Source organism: Halospina sp. K52047b, assembly GCF_008709855.1.
Lineage (GTDB): Bacteria > Pseudomonadota > Gammaproteobacteria > Pseudomonadales > Oleiphilaceae > Halospina > Halospina utahensis_B.
The window spans coordinates 104,232-122,874 of sequence record NZ_VYJH01000002.1 but is presented as its reverse complement, the minus strand read 5'-3'; the positions used below and the strand labels follow the sequence as shown (position 1 = coordinate 122,874).

Annotated in this window: 14 protein-coding genes and 2 tRNA genes; 10 read left to right on the top strand and 6 right to left on the bottom strand. The window is 62.8% G+C overall.

Translation table 11 applies throughout. The features are described 5' to 3' along the window. Window positions 1–18 precede the first annotated feature (18 nt). A complete protein-coding gene (ppsA, locus tag F3089_RS03005) occupies window positions 19–2,391 on the bottom strand; it encodes a phosphoenolpyruvate synthase (RefSeq protein WP_151439382.1) in 2,373 nt (790 codons plus the stop codon). Between the two features lie 168 nt (window positions 2,392–2,559). On the opposite strand from ppsA, the gene ppsR reads away from it, so the two are divergent. Beyond that, complete coding sequence (gene ppsR / locus F3089_RS03000; RefSeq protein WP_151439381.1) at window positions 2,560–3,378, top strand: posphoenolpyruvate synthetase regulatory kinase/phosphorylase PpsR; 819 nt, start codon at window positions 2,560–2,562, stop codon at window positions 3,376–3,378. Here the strand turns inward: ppsR and F3089_RS02995 are convergent, their stop codons facing one another. Further along, entirely contained in the window at window positions 3,379–6,303 is a 2,925-nt protein-coding gene (locus F3089_RS02995; RefSeq protein WP_151439380.1) for an insulinase family protein, read from the bottom strand. 143 nt (window positions 6,304–6,446) lie between these two features. Here F3089_RS02995 and F3089_RS02990 point away from each other — a divergent pair, with 143 nt between their 5' ends. From F3089_RS02990 to F3089_RS02975, 4 genes are all read left to right on the top strand, one after another. Then, window positions 6,447–6,911, top strand: a complete 465-nt coding sequence (locus F3089_RS02990) for a hypothetical protein (protein ID WP_225741655.1) — start codon at window positions 6,447–6,449, stop codon at window positions 6,909–6,911. A 120-nt stretch (window positions 6,912–7,031) separates the two neighbouring features. Beyond that, the gene (locus F3089_RS02985) at window positions 7,032–8,312 is read left to right on the top strand and encodes an MORN repeat-containing protein (protein ID WP_151439378.1); all 1,281 of its coding nucleotides are present in this window, start codon (window positions 7,032–7,034) and stop codon (window positions 8,310–8,312) included. Between the two features lie 48 nt (window positions 8,313–8,360). Beyond that, window positions 8,361–9,446, top strand: a complete 1,086-nt coding sequence (locus tag F3089_RS02980; protein ID WP_151439377.1) for a response regulator — start codon at window positions 8,361–8,363, stop codon at window positions 9,444–9,446. Window positions 9,447–9,514: 68 nt separating this feature from the next. Continuing rightward, window positions 9,515–10,366 (top strand): 6-carboxytetrahydropterin synthase, encoded by an 852-nt coding sequence (locus F3089_RS02975; protein WP_151439376.1) that lies wholly within the window; start codon window positions 9,515–9,517, stop codon window positions 10,364–10,366. A gap of 52 nt (window positions 10,367–10,418) precedes the next feature. On the opposite strand, the gene F3089_RS02970 is transcribed toward F3089_RS02975, so the two are convergent. From F3089_RS02970 to gltX, 3 genes are all read right to left on the bottom strand, one after another. Then, window positions 10,419–10,494: transfer RNA gene (locus F3089_RS02970), tRNA-Glu, on the bottom strand. Window positions 10,495–10,502: 8 nt separating this feature from the next. After that, window positions 10,503–10,578, bottom strand: a tRNA-Ala gene (locus F3089_RS02965). Window positions 10,579–10,643: 65 nt separating this feature from the next. Further along, window positions 10,644–12,131 (bottom strand): glutamate--tRNA ligase, encoded by a 1,488-nt coding sequence (gene gltX / locus F3089_RS02960; RefSeq protein WP_151439375.1) that lies wholly within the window; start codon window positions 12,129–12,131, stop codon window positions 10,644–10,646. Window positions 12,132–12,294: 163 nt separating this feature from the next. Between gltX and F3089_RS02955 the strand changes: the two genes are divergently transcribed. The 5 genes from F3089_RS02955 (at window position 12,295) to F3089_RS02935 (ending at window position 17,229) form a co-directional block, all read left to right on the top strand. Then, a complete protein-coding gene (locus tag F3089_RS02955; protein ID WP_151439374.1) occupies window positions 12,295–13,200 on the top strand; it encodes a metal ABC transporter substrate-binding protein in 906 nt (301 codons plus the stop codon). Between the two features lie 6 nt (window positions 13,201–13,206). Further along, window positions 13,207–14,199, top strand: coding sequence for a tRNA dihydrouridine(20/20a) synthase DusA (gene dusA, locus F3089_RS02950; RefSeq protein ID WP_151439373.1), 993 nt, complete (start codon window positions 13,207–13,209; stop codon window positions 14,197–14,199). 104 nt (window positions 14,200–14,303) lie between these two features. Further along, complete coding sequence (gene tal, locus F3089_RS02945) at window positions 14,304–15,269, top strand: transaldolase (protein WP_151439372.1); 966 nt, start codon at window positions 14,304–14,306, stop codon at window positions 15,267–15,269. 26 nt (window positions 15,270–15,295) lie between these two features. Further along, entirely contained in the window at window positions 15,296–16,408 is a 1,113-nt protein-coding gene (locus tag F3089_RS02940; RefSeq protein ID WP_151439371.1) for a 3-deoxy-7-phosphoheptulonate synthase, read from the top strand. Beyond that, the gene (locus tag F3089_RS02935) at window positions 16,405–17,229 is read left to right on the top strand and encodes a glycerophosphodiester phosphodiesterase (protein ID WP_225741654.1); all 825 of its coding nucleotides are present in this window, start codon (window positions 16,405–16,407) and stop codon (window positions 17,227–17,229) included. The genes F3089_RS02940 and F3089_RS02935 overlap by 4 nt, the downstream gene beginning before the upstream one ends. Here the strand turns inward: F3089_RS02935 and sthA are convergent. Continuing rightward, window positions 17,213–18,607, bottom strand: a complete 1,395-nt coding sequence (sthA, locus tag F3089_RS02930) for a Si-specific NAD(P)(+) transhydrogenase (RefSeq protein WP_095617050.1) — start codon at window positions 18,605–18,607, stop codon at window positions 17,213–17,215. The genes F3089_RS02935 and sthA overlap by 17 nt on opposite strands. Window positions 18,608–18,643: the final 36 nt, after the last annotated feature.

Here is an 18,643-nt window from a genome sequence, read left to right as displayed (position 1 = left end):
TGGGGTTCCACCGGACGATCAGGAGTGCTGCCCTTCCGCCAGGAAGAACCAGGTGTCCAGAACCGAATCCGGATTCAGAGAAACACTGTCGATGCCCTGCTCCATCAGCCATTTGGCCAGGTCCGGATGGTCCGAGGGCCCCTGGCCGCAGATGCCGACGTACTTATTGGCCTTGCGGCAGGCGGCTATGGCACTGGCCAGCAACGACTTGACCGCCTCGTTACGTTCATCAAAGAGGTGGGCCACGATCCCGGAATCCCGGTCCAGCCCGAGCGTGAGCTGGGTCAGGTCATTGGAGCCGATGGAGAAGCCATCAAAATGCTCCAGGAATTCCTCGGCCTGGAGGGCATTGGCTGGCAGCTCACACATCATGATCACGCGCAGATCCTCACGACCGCGCTCGAGACCGTTCTCCGCCAGCAGTTCCACCACCTGGCGCCCCTCACCTGGAGTGCGTACGAACGGCACCATGACCTCTACGTTGTTCAGGCCCATCTCTTCCCGGACCCGGGTCAGTGCCCGGCACTCAAGTTCAAAGCAGTCCCGGAAGGAATCCGAGATGTAGCGGGAAGCCCCCCGGAAGCCGAGCATCGGGTTTTCTTCATCCGGCTCGTACAGGGTGCCCCCGATCAGGTTGGCATACTCATTGGATTTGAAGTCCGACAGCCGCACGATGACGGGCTTGGGATAGAACGCTGCCGCCAGTGTGGAGATGCCCTCCACCAGTTTGTCGATGTAGAAATCCACCGGCGAATCGTAACCGGCGATGCGCTTCTCGACCGTCTGCTTGATGTCCCCCGGCAGTGATTCGAAATTCAGCAGCGCCTTGGGGTGAACACCGATCATGCGGTTGATGATGAACTCCAGCCGGGCAAGACCCACACCCTCGTTCGGCATGGCCTGGAAATCGAAGGCCCGATCCGGATTGCCGACGTTCATCATGATGCGGAACGGCAGATTCGGCATGGACTCAACGGAATTCTCGCGCAGTTCGAAATCCAGACGGCCGTCGTAAACCAGCCCGGTATCGCCCTCAGCGCAGGAAACCGTGAGCTCCTGGCCTTCGTGAATGAGTTCTGATGCATTGCCGCAACCCACGACAGCGGGAATACCCAGCTCACGTGCAATGATGGCCGCGTGACAGGTACGCCCGCCACGGTCTGTGATGATCGCCGCCGAACGCTTCATGACCGGCTCCCAGTCGGGATCGGTCATGTCCGTTACCAGCACGTCCCCTTCCTGGACGCGGTCCATCTCGTTGATGCTGGTGACGATCCGGGCCGGGCCGGCACCGATGCGGTGGCCGATGCTCCGTCCCTCAACCAGCACTGTCCCCTTCTCCTTGAGCAGGTAGCGCTCCATGGTGTGCAGGCCCTTGCGACTGCGGACCGTTTCCGGCCGCGCCTGCACAATGAACAGCTTGCCGGTGTCACCGTCCTTGGCCCATTCGATGTCCATGGGCCGCCCATAGTGTTTCTCGATCGTCAGGGCCTGGCTGGTCAGCTCGGTGACGTCCTCATCGCTGAGACAGAACCGGTTACGGTCCTCGGCATCCACCTTGACCGTCTCCACCGAGCGGCCCATTTCACCGTCACCGGCATAGACCATCTTGATGGCTTTGCTGCCCAGATTGCGCCGCAGAACGGCAGGGCGCCCGGCCTCGAACGTTGGCTTGTGCACGTAGAATTCGTCCGGGTTCACCGCACCCTGCACAACGGTCTCACCCAGACCATAGGAGGCGGTAATGAACACCACCTCCTGGAAACCGGATTCGGTATCGAGGGTGAACATCACACCACTGCTTCCGGTCTCGCTTCGCACCATGCGCTGGATACCGGCGGATAGCGCCACCTTGTTGTGGTCAAAGCCGTGATGCACCCGATAGGAAATCGCCCTGTCATTGAACAGGGAGGCGAACACCTCCTTGATGGCGAGCTTGACGTTGTCCAGCCCCACAATATTCAGGAAGGTCTCCTGCTGGCCCGCAAAGGAGGCGTCCGGCAGGTCTTCCGCCGTCGCCGAGGAGCGCACCGCCACCGCCATGCGTTCGTTCCCCTCCTGCATGGCGCCGAAGCGGTCCGCAATCGCCTGTTCCAGTGCCGGCGGAAAAGGTGTATCGATGATCCACTGGCGGATCTTAGCGCCGACCCTCGCCAGTTCGTTCACATCATTGATGTCCAGACTGTCCAGGGTCTCATCAATGCGCTGGCGCAGCCCGTCCTTCTCAAGAAACTCGCGGTAGGCCTGTGCTGTGGTGGCGAACCCACCGGGTACCGTCACACCGGCATTGGCGAGGTTACTAATCATCTCCCCGAGGGAGGCATTCTTGCCGCCCACGCGTTCGACATCGTCCATGCCGAGTTGCTCGAAACCGATGATGAAATCGTCCAAAGCCCATCTCCCTCGTTATTGCCTGTCACCCGGGGCGCCACGCGCCCTGCAGAGCCCGCGTATCATACTGTAACCGGCGGGGTCATCTCCACCATTGCGCGGTCCGGGTTCACACACCGAACGTATCGGCCTAGGATACCGGAAAATCAGGAGGGAGCCCCTCGCCCCATGAAACGCACCGCATTCTTCATCTCCGACGGCACCGGCATTACCGCGGAGGCCCTTGGCAACAGCCTCCTGGCGCAGTTCGACAGCATCCAGTTCGAGAAGATCACCCTGCCCTACATCGACTCCGTGCAGAAGGCCCGGGAAGCGGTGGCGCAGATCAACAAGGCGGGCGAACTTGATGGGGCACGGCCGTTGACCTTCGACACCATTGTGGACAGCGAGATCCGGGGCGAACTGTCCGGGGCCGACGCTTTCATGGTGGACATCTTCGGTACCTTCCTGTCGCCACTGGAGAACGAACTCCATTCCAGTTCCTCCTACACCGTGGGTAAATCCCACGCCATCTCCCGCGATGGGGGCTATGAAGAGCGGATCAAGGCGGTGAACTACGCGCTGGAGAACGACGACGGCGCCCGCACACGCTACTACGACGATGCCGACGTCATCCTGATCGGCCCGTCACGCAGCGGCAAGACGCCCACATGCCTGTATCTGGCCCTGCAGTACGGGATCAAGGCAGCGAACTACCCGCTCACCGAGGAGGATATGGAGGAGCAGCGCATTCCCTCGGCCCTGCAGCCCCACCGGCAGAAGCTTTTCGGGCTGACCATTGACCCCAACCGGCTGTCGGCGATCCGCAATGAACGCCGCCCCAACTCCGGTTACGCGTCTCTGCGCCAGTGCATGATGGAAGTCAGCGAAGCGGAGAGCATGTACCGCCGCGAGCGGATCCCGAATCTGAACACCACAGACTACTCGGTGGAGGAAATCTCCACCCGCCTCCTGGTCCAGACCGGGATCGAACGCCGGGCGCGCTGATCAGATTTCGAGCACCTTCATGCCCAGATCGGCCAGCTTCTGACGGTTGCCGTGGCCGGTCACAACGGCCGTGCTGGCCCGGTCAGGCGTGAGCCAGCGTTCGGCAGCCTCCTGCATGGAGGCCAGGTCCACCGCCAGAACCCGTTCCCGGAAGCGCTGCTGCTGCTCGGGCGTGCGCCCGAACAGCCGGCTCTGATACGCGAAGCGTGCTTCGCCCGCCGGTGAGCGCGGCCGGTCCAGCTGGGAGATCACGCCCAGTATGGCCTCTTCCACGGAGGCCGCAGTCTGCCCACCAGCATGCAGCCACTCCAGTGAGCGATCGAAGTCGGCCAGGGTCTCCTCGAGGCGCGGGTCGCGATAGGAGAAGAAACGGAAAACCCCGTTGGCGCTGTCCTGCCCCGCGCCGCTGCCGTAGGCGCCGCCCTGCTCCCGGATACTGCGGTGCAGGTTGTCATTGCGCAGCAGCACACCCAGAACGCTCAGCGGCGCCGCATCCGGATGTTCCACCGGCACTGTCGGAAAGGCCCGGGCGCAGAAGTTCACCTGGGTCGCGGTCAGCCAGCCTTCGTTGACCTGTTCACTCACCGGATCCAGATGGAAGCCACCTTCAGCCCGATCCCCATCCAGGGACCAGTGGCCACGCACAGCGGCCTCGGAGCCTTCCAGTCCACTGCTCTCGCCAATCAGCAGAAAGTCCGGCCCGCCCGCGTGGATCCGCTCATGAAGCTCCGACAAGCGCTGGCAGAAGCGGTCAAGCTCGGCGCTGTCGTCCAGGCGGTCATCCAGAGCCACAAGCTGGCGGATGCCCTCGAGCCCACCGAGTTCATAGGTCAGGCGGGCGCCGGGGCTGGCCCCGTGTGAAGCCGCACCCATGGCCAATGCGTGACCGCTGCCGGTGATGGAATGTTCCCTGCGGGCGCGCATCTGCGCCACCAGCTCACGCACCCGCTCTTTTTCGTCAAACCGTGCGGCAGAGGCAACGTCATGCAGAAGCCCGGCGAGATCGTCGCTGTTCGCGGCCAGGGCCTTGCCGCCCAGGGTAAAGTAGCCGCGCACGGACTGGACATCGTCAACGTTGCCCTTGATAGTGGCCGCCCCGCTGATGCCACCACTGCCCGCCGAGATGCGGTCCTGCATACGCAGATAGTCCTCGGAGCCCGCACCCACCTCGCTCAGCATGCTCGAATAGATGGGCAGAAGCTGGCGCTGTTCCGGGGCGAGATCCGGCAGCGGCGCCACAAGCTGCTGGTACACCAGGCCATTGGTGCCCATGTGATAGCGGGTGATGCGCCCGGACGCGTCGGACTCCCCTTCCGGGATCTTCAGCGACGCCGGCACATCCTCGATGCCCACGCGCGGCAGCATGCTGTCGTCCGCTTCCTGGTTCTGGCGCGCCTGCAGGGCCTGCGCCTGCTCGACCAGGGTCCGCTGCTCCTCTTCGGTCAGGCTCGCCTTCTGCTCGTCCAGCGCCTGCCGCACCGCCTGTTCCCGGCGTTCGTTGAGGCCGGTGTCCGGCGCCAGTGCCAGGCGCACCCGGTGAGGGTTGTCCAGAAGCAGGCGCCGGATCAGCCCGGGCACATACTCCGGATCCCGGATGCGTTCACGAAGCCGTTCCAGTACCGGCTCCAGGTCGAGCAGATCCACCGGATCACCACCGTGCACCATGGGCGAGAGCGCCTGCATGATCAGCTGCAGACCGTAGGGGAACCCGTCACCCGAGATCTCGCGCTGCTGCAGTTCCAGCTGGTGCACGATGGCCTCCAGCTTCTCATGGGCGACGCCCTCGCGTGCCACCTGCTCCAGTGTCTCAAGAATCAGATTCTCCACGTCGCCGGCCTGCTCCGGCTCCGTGCCTTCGATGCCGCAGACAAAGGTCATTTCCCGGTTGGAATCCTCGAGCCCGCACAGCGGCGAGGGTGCCTGCCCCAGGCTGGTGGTCTCCAGAGCCTGCAGCAGCGGCGAGGCACTGTTTTCCAGCAGAACGGCTGTGAGCAGTTCCGCCTCAAGGTTCTTCTCCAGGTCGAAGCTCTCCCCCAGCAGCCAGCCCATGACCACATGGGTCCGGTTGTCAGTGCCCTCGTCCGGGTCCACGCCGTAATGCTCCTGAACCCTCACAGGGGCGTAGTAGCGCTTCTCATTGCGCACCGGCAGGTCGATCTCCGCCGCCTGGAACCGGTTCAGCGCCAGGGATTCAAAACGCTCCTGGTGCTCGCGCGCCGGGATATCGCCGAAGGTGGCGAAGATCGCGTTGCTGGGGTGGTAGTGGCGGCGATAGAACTGGACCAGCTGGTCATAGGTCAGGTCCACGATATGGTCCGGCTCGCCGCCGCTGTTGTAATGATAGGTCGTGGTCGGGAACAGATGCTTGGACAGCGTCTGCCAGAGCTGTGACACCGGCGAACTCATAGCGCCCTTCATCTCGTTGTAGACCACGCCCCTGTGCACCAGTGGCGTACTGGGGTCGTCCGGAGTCTCGAATTCGAGCCGGTGGCCCTCCTGGGCGAAATCCAGCGGGTCCAGATTGGAAAAGAACACGGAATCCAGATAGACCGAGAGCAGGTTGTCGAAATCCTTCCGGTTGCGACTGGCAAACGGATAGGCAGTCCAGTCACTGCTGGTCAGCGCGTTCATGAAGGTGTTCAGCGAACGCTGGATCATCATGAAGAACGGATCGCGCGTGGGGTAGTTCTCGCTCCCGCACAGGGCCGTGTGCTCGAGGATGTGCGCGACCCCGGTGGAGTCCATGGGGAAGGTCCGCAGTGCCACGAGGAAAACGTTCTCGTCGTTGTCTGAAGCGAGATGCAGATGGCATGCCCCGGTGGCCCGATGGCGGTACTCCTCCACCTCCAGGTGAAGTGTCTCGATCCGGTGATTGCGTACCCACTCGAAAGCCGGGTGAACCTGCGGTTCCGCCTGATCCAGCATGCTCTCGTCCTGTCCGATGAATGTGCCGCCATTCTAGCGGTTGCGCGCCCGTGTTCCCACAGCCGTAGCGGGGTGGCCTCTGGCAACCGCTCACATCTTGTTTATAGTGAGGGGACACTGGGCAACTTATGCATGGACAATCATTGACCAGCCAAAACGAGCATACCGAGACTTCCGGATCCCGTCCGCGGGTTGAAGCCTACTGGGTTGAACGCAAGCGCTACCTGGAAGAGATCCGGGGCATACCGGAACTGCGGCGGCGATACGTCAACGCGCTGGCGATCTATCTGATCCGCCGGATCCTCTGGTCCTTCGGATTCTTCCCGGTATTTCTGGGATTCTGGATTCCGCTGGTGTTCGCCCGCTTCAATCCCGTGGCGCTGGTGGACAACGCCCTGCCGCACCTGGAGCGCTTCGTGGACGCAACCGCCCAGGTCCAGGCCACCACCCTGGAGACGCTGGTACTGTCCTGGCTTTCCGTGGGCCTGCTTTTCGCGGTCTTTGACCTGGTCCTGACGCCGTTCAAATCGCCCTACGAGTACGAAGCAGACGTGCATATGCGCGCCTGGGAGGAACTGCAGCAGCAGAGCCGCTCGGAAAACGCCTGAAAAGTGCGTCACTTCACGCAGCCAGTACCCGTTCTCCGATAACATGAAGTCAGACTGAACAGGTGGCCGCCATTGCCCCCTGCCTGACCCGCGGTGCCGCAATGAACGGAGTGGCATGCAATGATCGACTACAGACCACTGCTGTTTGCGAATTTTCTCGCGATCATGCTGCTGGTGACGGCCGGCTTTGCCACCATCCAGCGCTCTCCGGAGCTGGTGGGCTCACGCATTCCGGCGGTTTCCCCCTCCTCTTCCGGGGAGACGCAAACCAGCGCGGGTGATGAGCGCGCCCCAGCAGACAGATCCCAGGCCAGCGCCGACAGGATTCCTCGGGTCATCCCGGCCGTTTCCGTACCTGATACGGGTAGCAGCTCCGAAAACACGCCTGATGACGCTCGCGCCGAAATGGCAGCTGATTCCCAGCCCACCGCCGGCGGAAAGGCGGAGCAGAAGAAAAAGCAGCAGCCGACACAAGCCCGGCTGACACTGCGCTCCAACGTCTACGACGACCAGGTGCGGATCAATGGCAAGCCCCGGGGGTCCACCGCCATGGACCTGGAGCTGGCCCCCGGAACCTACACCATCGAGATCAGCAAACCGAAACACAGTACCTGGCGCGAGCGGATCCACCTGGATGCCGGCGACTCCCCCACCCTGATGGCGCGCCTTGAGCGCTACACCACTGTCCGTTACCGCAACGGCACCTGGGAACACGGCGTGAAAACCGGCGAAGGCACCTACCGCGACAGCGACGGCCTCACCTACGAGGGCGAATTCCGCAACGGTGAGTTCCACGGCGAGGGGACAGCCCACTTCCCGGACGGGCGCATCTATGAAGGCGAGTGGCGGCAGGGCACCATGCATGGCGAAGGCAACCTGCAGCGCCCCAATGGTGATGTCTATGAGGGCGATTTCCAGGATGGCGAGTACCACGGCCGTGGCACACTCACCGCCAGCAACGGCGACACCTTCACCGGTAACTGGGAAGACGGCGAGCTTAACGGGCACGGCACCCTCACCACCGCTGAAGGACTCATGTACGTGGGTGATTTCCGGGACGGCGAGCTGCACGGCGAGGGCCGCCTGACCTACCCCAACGGCGGCTATTACCGTGGCGAGTTCGCCAACGACCGTTTCCATGGCGAAGGGGTCCGCACTTTCAGCAGTGGGCGCCAGTACCGGGGCCAGTTTGTCGATGGCCGTTTCCACGGCGAGGGCGAGATCCGTCATCCCAGCGGCGCCAGCATTGAAAGCACGTTCCGGGAAGGCGAACCCTACGGCGAGGTCCGCATGACCACGCCGGAAGGTGAGGTCTTCATCGCCCGCACTTCGGAGCCGGGAGTGTGCTACCGCAAGGGCAGCTACCGGGAAACCCAATGTCCATCCATGGAGGCGTGGTGACCCATGTCAGCCCATCCGGTAACAACGCAGTACGCAAGAGGAAGCCAGATGACCATCAATACCGCTCTGCTGGTGGACGACTCCAAAGTCGCCCGCTTCGCCCTGAGCAAACTCCTTGAGAGCCGGAGCATGGACGTAAGCATGGCGGGCTCCGCCGAGGAGGCTCTGGATCTGCTGAACAGCGAACAGCCACCGGACGTCATCTTCATGGACCACCTGATGCCGGGCATGAATGGCGTGGAGGCCACCAAGGCCATCAAGCGCAACCCGGCAACCGCCTCCATCCCGGTGGTCATGTGCACCTCAAAGAAATCGGATGATTTCATTCAGGAAGCGCAGGGATACGGAGTCTACAACATCCTCACCAAACCCCCGCAGGCGGACGGTCTCGACAGCATCCTCACGGCCCTGACCCAGGACCTGAACCAGGGGACCCTGCCCGAACCACCGGCCCCCGAGGATGTGGCCGAACCACCCGAGGATTCCGAGCCCCTTGAAACCGGGGCCAGCGTGCGGCTTGCGGACAGCCCCCAGAGCACGGGAACCGAGGGGGACACCGTTCCCCTGACCACGGAGCTGATCGAACAGATCGCGCGTTCAGCGGTGAAGACCCACATCCACAACCGGCTGCATGAGCTGCTTTCCAGTCTCTTCGACGAACAGCACGACCATGTCCGCCGCCTGATCGAGGACAGTGAACGCCGGCGTGAAGAGGCGATTGAAAAGCAGACCGCGGATTTCCGTGAACTGGTGGAAAACCGACTGGAGGCGCTGAAGAATGAAGTGGCCGCTGAAGTCACCCTCAACCTGGGCAATGAACTCAGTGAACTGCGCCGGGAGCTGCGGGAGCAGAACCAACAGGGACTGACGGAAAGCGACCTGAACGCCCTCAAGGATCACCTGACAGCGACACAGACGGTGGATACGGAGTTCTGGCAGTCCCTGCAGTCGGAAGCGGTCCAGCAGGCCCATGACATCGCGCGGGACACTTCCGAGGAGGTCGCCCAGCGTACCCTGGACCTCTACCGGCGCGAGCAGAAAACCACGGCAGCGCGGATCTACACCATGGCACTGGCCGTCAGCCTGGGTATCTTCAGTCTCGGCATTGCCTGGCTCGGCGGGCTTATAGGTTGAGCCGCTGCCCGCCGCATGGCGTGATCTGCTACCATGCGGCCTTTCACAGCGCAGGCAGCCACCGGATCATGAACCGTCTTTTCGTTGATAACCTGACCGTCATTGACTTTGCCTACCTGGACCGTCACCGCGGCCTGGTCGGCGAAAGCTGGATTGTGGACATTGAACTCGCCGGCGAGCTGAACGATGCCGGTATGGTGTTCGACTTCGGCCATGTCAAAAGCACCATCAAGGCGCACATTGACGACCAGGTGGATCACCGGCTGCTGATCCCCGCGGATTACCCCCAACTGCAATGGCTGGACCCGGACTCCCCCGGGCATTTCCGCTGGCACCTGGAGGACGGTACCTGGATCGAGCACCGCTCGCCGGAACAGGCCGTTACCACCGTCCCCGGAGAAGCCGTTGAGCGCCAGGCCATAGCCACCCGGCTGTCAGAAAGCCTTCAGCGGGTCCTCCCGGACAATGTCCACGACGTACGCATCAATCTGCGCCTGGAGCAGATCGACGGTGCCTGGTACCACTACGCCCACGGGCTCAAGAAACACGACGGCAACTGCCAGCGCATCGCCCACGGCCACCGCTCCCGCATCCAGATCCTGCGCAACGGTGAGCGGGCCCCGGACCTGGAGCACTACTGGGGCGGGCGCTGGCGTGATATCTACCTGGCAACAGCGGACGACCGGAGCGCAACCTTCGAGGACGCGGGCATCTCCTATCACCGGTTCAGCTACGAGTCGGACCAGGGCCATTTCGAAATCACCCTGCCAGCGGCCCGTACGGAGATCATGGGGCCGGATACCACAGTGGAATGGATTGCCTGCTACCTGCGGGATGAAACCCGGAAGCTGGAACCGGAAAGCCGGATTGAAGTTTATGCCTTTGAAGGGGTGAACAAGGGAGCCATCGCGGAGGGCTGAACCGGAATCCGGACATAAAAAAAGCCGGCCAAGTGGCCGGCTTTTCTGCATCTGGCGTCCCGTAGGGGACTCGAACCCCTGTTACTGCCGTGAAAGGGCAGTGTCCTAGGCCTCTAGACGAACGGGACTGAAAAAGTGGTGGAGCCAGGGAGGCTCGAACTCCCGACCTCGGCGCTGCCAGCGCCGCGCTCTCCCAGCTGAGCTATGGCCCCACTGCGTCCAACGGGTGCGTATATTAGTGGCGACCCAGGGGCGCGTCAACCCCTGATTGCCGCCTTTATTCGCCGGTCTCCAGTGCCGCGTATTCCTTCTCGACCTTCTTAGCCTGTTTCTTCGAAAAACCGCCCAGCACATTCAGCGCGTGGCGCAGGCGCGCCCGACTCACGTCCGGGCCCAGAAGCCCCATGGAGTCCACCACTGACCAGGAGTTGGGTGTCCCTGCCACAGCCACGAAAATCGGGAACATGAATTCCCCCAGCTTCAGACCCATGGCACCCGCAAGCGCCTTGAGATCGGCAAAGACCGTATCCCGGCTCCAGTGGCGTTCCGCCTCTAGCCGCCACAGGGCGAACTGGAGAATCCGCCGCACGGTCTCCTCCTCCAGCTTGCGGTGCTGGAAATCCTCGGGGCGCACATCCAGCATCCCGGAGAACATGAACGACGCCATCGGTGCAATATCCGAAAAGGTCTCAACACGGCTCTTGAGGTGCGGCACCAGTGGCGCCAGCTGGTCACGGCTGAACCACCAGTCCCCCACCCGGTCCATGAAGGCCTCGTCGGTCAGTGTCTCGCGGATCCACAGGCCGTTGAGCCAGCGCAGCTTGGCCTGGTCGAACACGGGCCCACCAAGCGAGACCCGATGGATATCGAATTCCGCCTGCATCTCATCAAGCGTGAACCGCTCCCGCTCATCCGGCATGGACCAGCCCATGCGCCCCAGGAAGTTCAGCACCGCCTCAGGCATGAAACCGAGCCGCTCATACAGGTCGATGCTGGTGGGGTTCTTGCGCTTGCTGAGCTTGGTTCCGTCCTCATTGCGCAGCAGCGGCATGTGGCACAGCGTCGGCATGTCCCAGCCGAAGTAGTCATAGAGCAGCCTGTGCTTGGGCGCGGAGTTGATCCACTCCTCGCCCCGGATCACATGGGTAATGCCCATCCGGTGGTCGTCGACGACGTTCGCAAGGTGATACGTGGGCATGCCATCGGACTTGAGCAGGATCTGACAGTCGATCTGGGTCCAGTCGATGGTGACCGTGCCCCGCAGCATGTCCTCAATCTCGCACACGCCCTCTTCCGGCACCTTCATCCGGATCACGTAGGGCTCACCGGCGTCCATACGACGCCTCACCTCATCCGCCGGCAGCTCCAGATCCCCCTTGATGCCCGGGTTGAGGCCCTGCTCCCGGCGGGCATCACGGATGGCATCCAGCTCCTCGGGACTGCGGAAGCAGTAGAACGCATGACCGCTCTCGACCAGCTGTTCGGCATAGGCACGATACTCGTCGCGCCGCTCGGACTGACGGTAGGGACCGTATTCGCCGCCCACATCCGGCCCCTCGTCCCATTCCAGCCCCAGCCAGCGCAGGGAATCCAGGATCGCCTGCTCGGATTCCGGGGTGCTTCTGGCCTGGTCGGTATCCTCAATCCTCAGGATGAACTGCCCGCCGTGCTGGCGTGCAAAACACTGGTTGAACAGCGCGATATAGGCCGTACCCACATGCGGGTCGCCGGTGGGCGAAGGGGCGATTCGGGTTCTGACGGTCATGTCGGTTCCTGGCTCCTCGAATAGGTCGGCATCGGCTCGATGAAAGCGCGTATTATAACGCCTCCATCGGGCCGGGTCGTCCTTCCGTATCCTCCCCTATGGTCGATCCCGCCATGATTGGATAGAATAGCTCCTCCACCAACATGTTATGTTATAACGATCTATGATAAGACGACGCCTGCTGTGCCTGTTGCTACTCCTTCTGGGCTTCACTTCGTCCGCGGCCTGGGCGGAACGCCCGCTCATTGTCACCAGCACCCACCCCCTGGCACTGATCGTCAAGGAAGTGGCTGGCGAGCAGGCGGATGTCCGGGCGCTGGTGCCCGCGGATGTCAGCCCCCATCACTACAGCATGCGGCCCTCCGAACGCCGCAGCCTCGCGGAGGCGGACCGCATCTACTGGCTGGGGGCCGGGCTGGAACCCTACCTGCAGGGGACCATGAGTGACAGCACCCTGGTCGGCAAGACCCGGACGCTGGTCGGGGCGCCACAGAATCCCCCGGAAAATGATGATCATGGGCACCACCACGCCACCGGCGAGGATCCCCATGTCTGGCTGTCCCCTGAGAGGGCCCTTGCCATGGCCCGGCGTGCCCGGGAAACCCTGGGCGCACTGGACGGGGTGGACGACCAGGCCATTGAACGCAATTACCAAGGTTTTGAGCAGAGGCTTGTTGAAACCACCGAGCGCATCCGTGCACAGCTTGAGCCTCTGCAGGTGATTACGCTGTTCACCTATCACGATGCGTTCCACTATTTCGCGGATCACTTCGGGCTGACCATCGCCGGGACGCTCACGAACAACCCGGAGCGCAGCCCCAGCGCACGGCATATCGCCGGCCTCCAGCAGTCCCTTGAAGCGGCACGATTCCCCTGTATCATGACGGAGACCCAACTCGGCGGTGACTGGTGGCGAGGTCTGGATGTACCCCAACCCCTCGCCGTGAGCCGCTGGGACCCAGTCGGGGGTGACATCCCTATCAGCGTGGGCGGCTACACAGCGTTCCTGGAGTCCCTTGCGGACGCGGTGAGCCGCTGTCGCCCCGAACAACAGCCCGAGGAAAAGTAGACCGGCATGCAACGCCCCGAACCGGATCGCCAATTCAGCATCGCACCAATGATGGACTACACCACCCGGGACTACCGCTGGTTCGTCCGGGGCCTGACCCGTCATGCCCTGCTCTACACCGAAATGGTAACCACTGGCGCCCTCATCCATGGCGACCGGGCACGCTTCCTGGACTATGACGCGGAGGAGCATCCCGTTGCGCTGCAGCTGGGGGGCGCAGACCCTGCGGAACTCGCCCAGTGCGCGGCCATGGCCGAGGCCTGGGGCTATGATGAGGTCAACCTGAACGTGGGGTGCCCCAGCGACCGGGTCCAGAACAACCGTATCGGCGCCTGCCTGATGGCGGAGCCGGACACTGTTGCCCGCGCGGTGGCCGCCATGAAGGCGAGCACTGCCCTGCCCGTCACCGTCAAACACCGCATCGGCATCGACGGCCACGAGCAGTGGGAGGACCTGGTCCACTTCATCGAGCGGGTCGCGGAGGCCGGATGCCGCACCTTCATCGTACACGCGCGCATCGCCATCCTTCAGGGGCTCAGCCCCAAGGAGAACCGGGAAGTGCCGCCACTGAAGTACGACTGGGTCCATGCCCTGCGGGAACGGTTCCCCCAGCTGGAAATCATCATCAATGGCGGCTTCTGGCAGATGGACGCCATTCGCGAACAGCTCCGGCACGTGGACGGCGTCATGATCGGCCGCGCCGCCTACCAGCAGCCCTGGCTGCTGAGCCGCGTGGACCCGGAGATCCACGGCACACCAGAGCCCTGCATCACGCGTACAGAGGCCATTGAGCGGTTCATTCCCTATCTGGAACAGCGCCTGGCCGAGGGCGTCCCCCTGCAGGCGATGAGCCGCCACATCATGAACCTTTTCCACGGCTGTGCGGGCGGCCGCCAGTTCCGCCGCCATCTCAGCGAGAACGCCCATCGCGCCGGGGCCGGCACCGGGGTTGTCCGGGATGCGCTGGCGCTGGTCCAGGAAAAGGCCGATGCCGCCTGACAGGCGGATTCCGCGCTTGTGACACCGGCGACAGCGCGCTATCGTGACTCGGGTTACCCTTCAGGGTTCCAGACACCCGGATGCACAATGGACGCAACCAGCCGATGACTTCCAAACTTGATCAGCTCCGCCAAATGACCACTGTGGTCGCCGACACCGGTGACCTGGACGCCATCCGTCAGTGGCAGCCGAGGGACGCCACAACCAACCCGTCGCTGCTGCTCAAGGCCGTGTCCTCCGACGCCTATCGCAACCTGGTGGAACAGGCACTGGCCTGGGCCCGGGAACAGGACCGGAGCGCCTCTCCGGACCCGGTTCTGGCCGGGGACTGCCTGGCCGTACTGGCGGGAGAACAGATCCTCGAGAGCGTGCCCGGCATGGTCTCCACGGAGGTCGATGCGCGCCTGTCGTTCGACCGTGATGCCACCATTGCCCGTGCCCGCGAGCTTACACAACTCTACCGCCAACGGGGCGTGGACACCGACAGGGTCATGATCAAGATCGCCGCCACCTGGGAAGGCATCCAGGCAGCCCGGGTTCTGGAGCGTGAAGGCATTGCGTGCAACCTGACACTGCTGTTCTCATTCACCCAGGCGATGGCCTGCGCCGATGCCGGCGCCACACTGATTTCGCCATTTGTGGGGCGTATCCTCGACTGGCATCTGGCGCAGGCGGGCCTGGATGCCATTGATCCGGCTGAGGATCCCGGTGTGCGCTCGGTACAGCGCATCTACGACTATTACAAGGCACACAACTACCGCACCATCATCATGGGGGCGAGTTTCCGCAACCAGGGCGAGATCGAGCACCTGGCCGGCTGCGACCGGCTGACAATCAGCCCGCAGCTGCTGGAATCGCTGTCACAGGATACCGGCACTCTGGAACGTTGCCTGGATCCCGGGAACGCCAGCCAAACGGAAACATACCCCCCGCTGGATGAGAGCGGCTTCCGCTGGCACCTCAATGAGGATGCCATGGCCACCGATAAGCTTGCTGATGGCATCCGGCGCTTTGCCGCCGACCAGCGTCAGCTGGAGAAGAATCTGGGAGACTGGATCCAGGCCGCCTGAACGCCATACAGAGACCCGGAGGGCCCATGCTACTGATACTTCACCCGGATACGGCTCGCGACAGCGAAGCGTACCGCGAGACCATGAACTTCCTCGATCAGCTCAGCAATGTCGAGGTTCGTGTCCATGACGTGCTCGGGAGCCAGCAGACACTGACCGAGGTCTACCTGATCGGCGATACCAAGGCCCTCGACGCCGGAGAGATTGAAGCACTGCCCGCCGTCGAGCGGGTCATCCGCATTTCCGACGATTTCCGTGTTCTGGGCAGGCACAGTGACGCCGAACGCCAGACCGGCTTCGACTACAACGGCATCCACTTTGACCAGGACAACCTCAATGTCTTTGCCGGCCTGTGCGCGGTGGACAACCCCACTCACGTGGAGGAGATGCTCCGCGCCCTGAAGGACAATGGCCAGCAGTGCACCCGCATGGGCGCCTACAAGCCCCGCACCAACCCCTACTCCTTCCAGGGCCATGGCGCCGACTGCCTGCCCTGGGTGTTCGAACTCGCGGGCCGGTACGACATCCGGGTAGTCGCCATGGAGGTGACCCATGAGAATCATGTGTGGGAGATCGAACAGGCCCTTGAGCAGACCGGGCATCCGACCGGCGTGATGCTCCAGGTCGGGACCCGTAACACCCAGAACTTCGAGCTGCTCAAGGCTCTGGGTCGCCAGAGCACCTTCCCGGTGCTGCTCAAGCGTGGATTCGGCATCACCCTGAACGAATCCCTCAACGCGGCCGAATACCTGGCCACCGAGGGCAACACCAATGTGATCTTCTGCCTTCGGGGCATGAAAACCGAGGCCGGCAACCCGCACCGCAACCTTGTTGATTTCGCCCATATTCCGGTGGTCAAGCGCCTGACCCGTATGCCGGTCTGCATTGACCCGTCACACTCGGTGGGTGTCCGTGACCGGGCACCGGATGGGATGTCCGATATCGTCCATGCCACAGCGCAGGGCGTGATCGCCGGGGCCAACATGATCCTGGCGGACTTCCATCCGAACCCTGAAAAAGCCCTGGTGGACGGCCCCCAGGCACTGCTGCCCCGGGATCTGCCCCGGTTCCTGAAAGACGTTGAACTCTGCCACGAAACGTACCGCAAACGGCGCGCGCTCTACGCCGATAACGGATGAAGGAGGCATCCGCGCCCATGCTGATCTACGGCCATCGCGGCGCCAAAGGCGAAGCGCCCGAGAACACCCTTGCCGGCTTCATGCACGCCTACCGCCATGGCATCCGCCGCTTTGAAATGGACATTATCCTGTCCCAGGACGGAGTCCCCGTGGTCATCCATGATCGCTCCCTGCTGCGGACCACGGGCAGTGACCGGGCTGTCAGCTCGGTGTCCGCCCTGGAGATGAGTACTCTGGACGCCCGCCAGAACACCGCGAGCTGGCACCACGCCACGGGTATTCCCAGTCTTGATGATGTGGTTCAGGCCTGCCCTGACTACAGGCATCTGCAGCTGGAAGTGAAGTCCGACGAGCGGGGCCGGCTCAACCGGCTCTGCAACCGCCTGGTCGAGTGGATCCAGCGGGAAAACCTCTACGAGCGGATCACCCTGACCTCAAGCAATACCGGTTTCCTGCGCTCGGCCCGCAGGCTCGATCGCCGGGTGAGCCTGGGCTATGTGGCGGAACGGCGCTTCCCTTCCCCGGTCCGGCAGGCCAAGAGTCTTGACTGCCAGTACCTGTGCTGCAACCACCGGATCTGCAGCGCGGGTCTGGTCAGCGACGCCCGCAACAAAGGCATGAGCGTGTCCACATGGACGGTTAACCGGATCCACGACATGCTGATGCTGGAGAAAATGGGTGTGGCGTCCGTGATCACGGACTACCCAACCAGCGCCCTGGTCTACTTCGAAAACCGGCGTCGGCTGGGGCATCAGGTAGAGAGCCTGCGCGGCCCGGAGACCGACACAGACCCGGAACCGTCTCTCAGAAAATCCGGTTGAGACCGTTGAGAGCCGCCACCCGATAGGCTTCCGCCATGGTGGGGTAGTTGAAGGTGGTGTTGATGAAGTAATCCAGCGTATTCGCCTCACCGGGCTGGTTCATGATCGCCTGCCCGATGTGGACGATCTCCGCCGCCTGGTCCCCGAAGCAGTGGATGCCCAGAAGCTCCTTGGTCTCTCTGTGGAACAGCAGCTTGAGCATGCCCACCGGATCCCCGGAAATCTGCGCCCGGGCGAGATCCTTGAAGAAGGCCTGCCCCACTTCATAGGGCACCTTGGCTTCCGTCAGCTCGCGCTCTGTCTTACCCACGGAGCTGATCTCCGGAATGGTATAGATGCCAGTGGGTACGTCATCCACATAACGGAAGTACCGGTCCGCCATGATGTCCGACGAGGCCGAGCGGCCCTGATCGTACGCGGCACTGGCAAGGCCCGGCCAGCCGATCACATCGCCTACGGCATAGATGTTCGGGACCTGGGTCCGATAGTGATCGTCCACGGCAAGCTGGCCACGGTAGTTGGTCTCAAGCCCCACGTTCTCAAGGCCCAGGGAGCCGGTGTTGCCGCTTCGGCCATTGCACCAGAGGAAGGCGTCGGAGCGCACTTTCTTGCCGGACTCAAGGTTCAGCACCACCCCGTGGTCATCCCCCTCCACCGACTCGTATTTCTCGTTGTGACGGACCAGCACGCCGTTGTTCCGCAGGTGGTAGCTGAGGGCGTCCGAAATCTCATCATCCAGGAAGGACAGAAGACGGCTGCCAGGGTTGATCAGATCCACTTTCACGCCCAGGCCGCAGAAGATGGACGCGTATTCACAGCCGATCACGCCCGCACCATAGATGGTGATGGTGCGCGGCGTGTGGGAAAGCGTCAGGATCGAGTCGCTGTTGTAGATCCGGTCGTGGGAGAAATCCACATCCGGGGGCAGATACGGCGATGACCCCGTGGCGATCACGAAGCTGTCCGCCGTGATCCGCTGCCCACCTGTCTCCTCGTCATGCAGTTCCAGCTGGTTCTGGTCCAGGAAACGCGCGCGGCTGTGGAAGCGCTGTACCCGATTGCGGGCATAGAACCCGGTTCGAAGTTTAACCTGCTTGTTGCGCACGCGTTCGGCGTTCTGAAGGACCCGGGGAAAGGAGAACCAGCGTGGCTCGCCGATATCGCGGAACATCGGATTGGTGTTGAAGTTGATGATCTGCTTGACCGAGTAACGCAGCGCCTTGGACGGAATGGTTGCCCAGTGGGTGCAGTTGCCGCCAACCGTCTGCTTGTCATCCACAATGGCAACCCGCCGACCGTGCTTTGCCGCGTTCATGGCGGCCCCTTCGCCTGCAGGCCCGGCACCAATTACCACAACATCAAAATGCTGATCCGACATCCGCTCACTCACTCCTCTATCTACCTGAATTCCGTA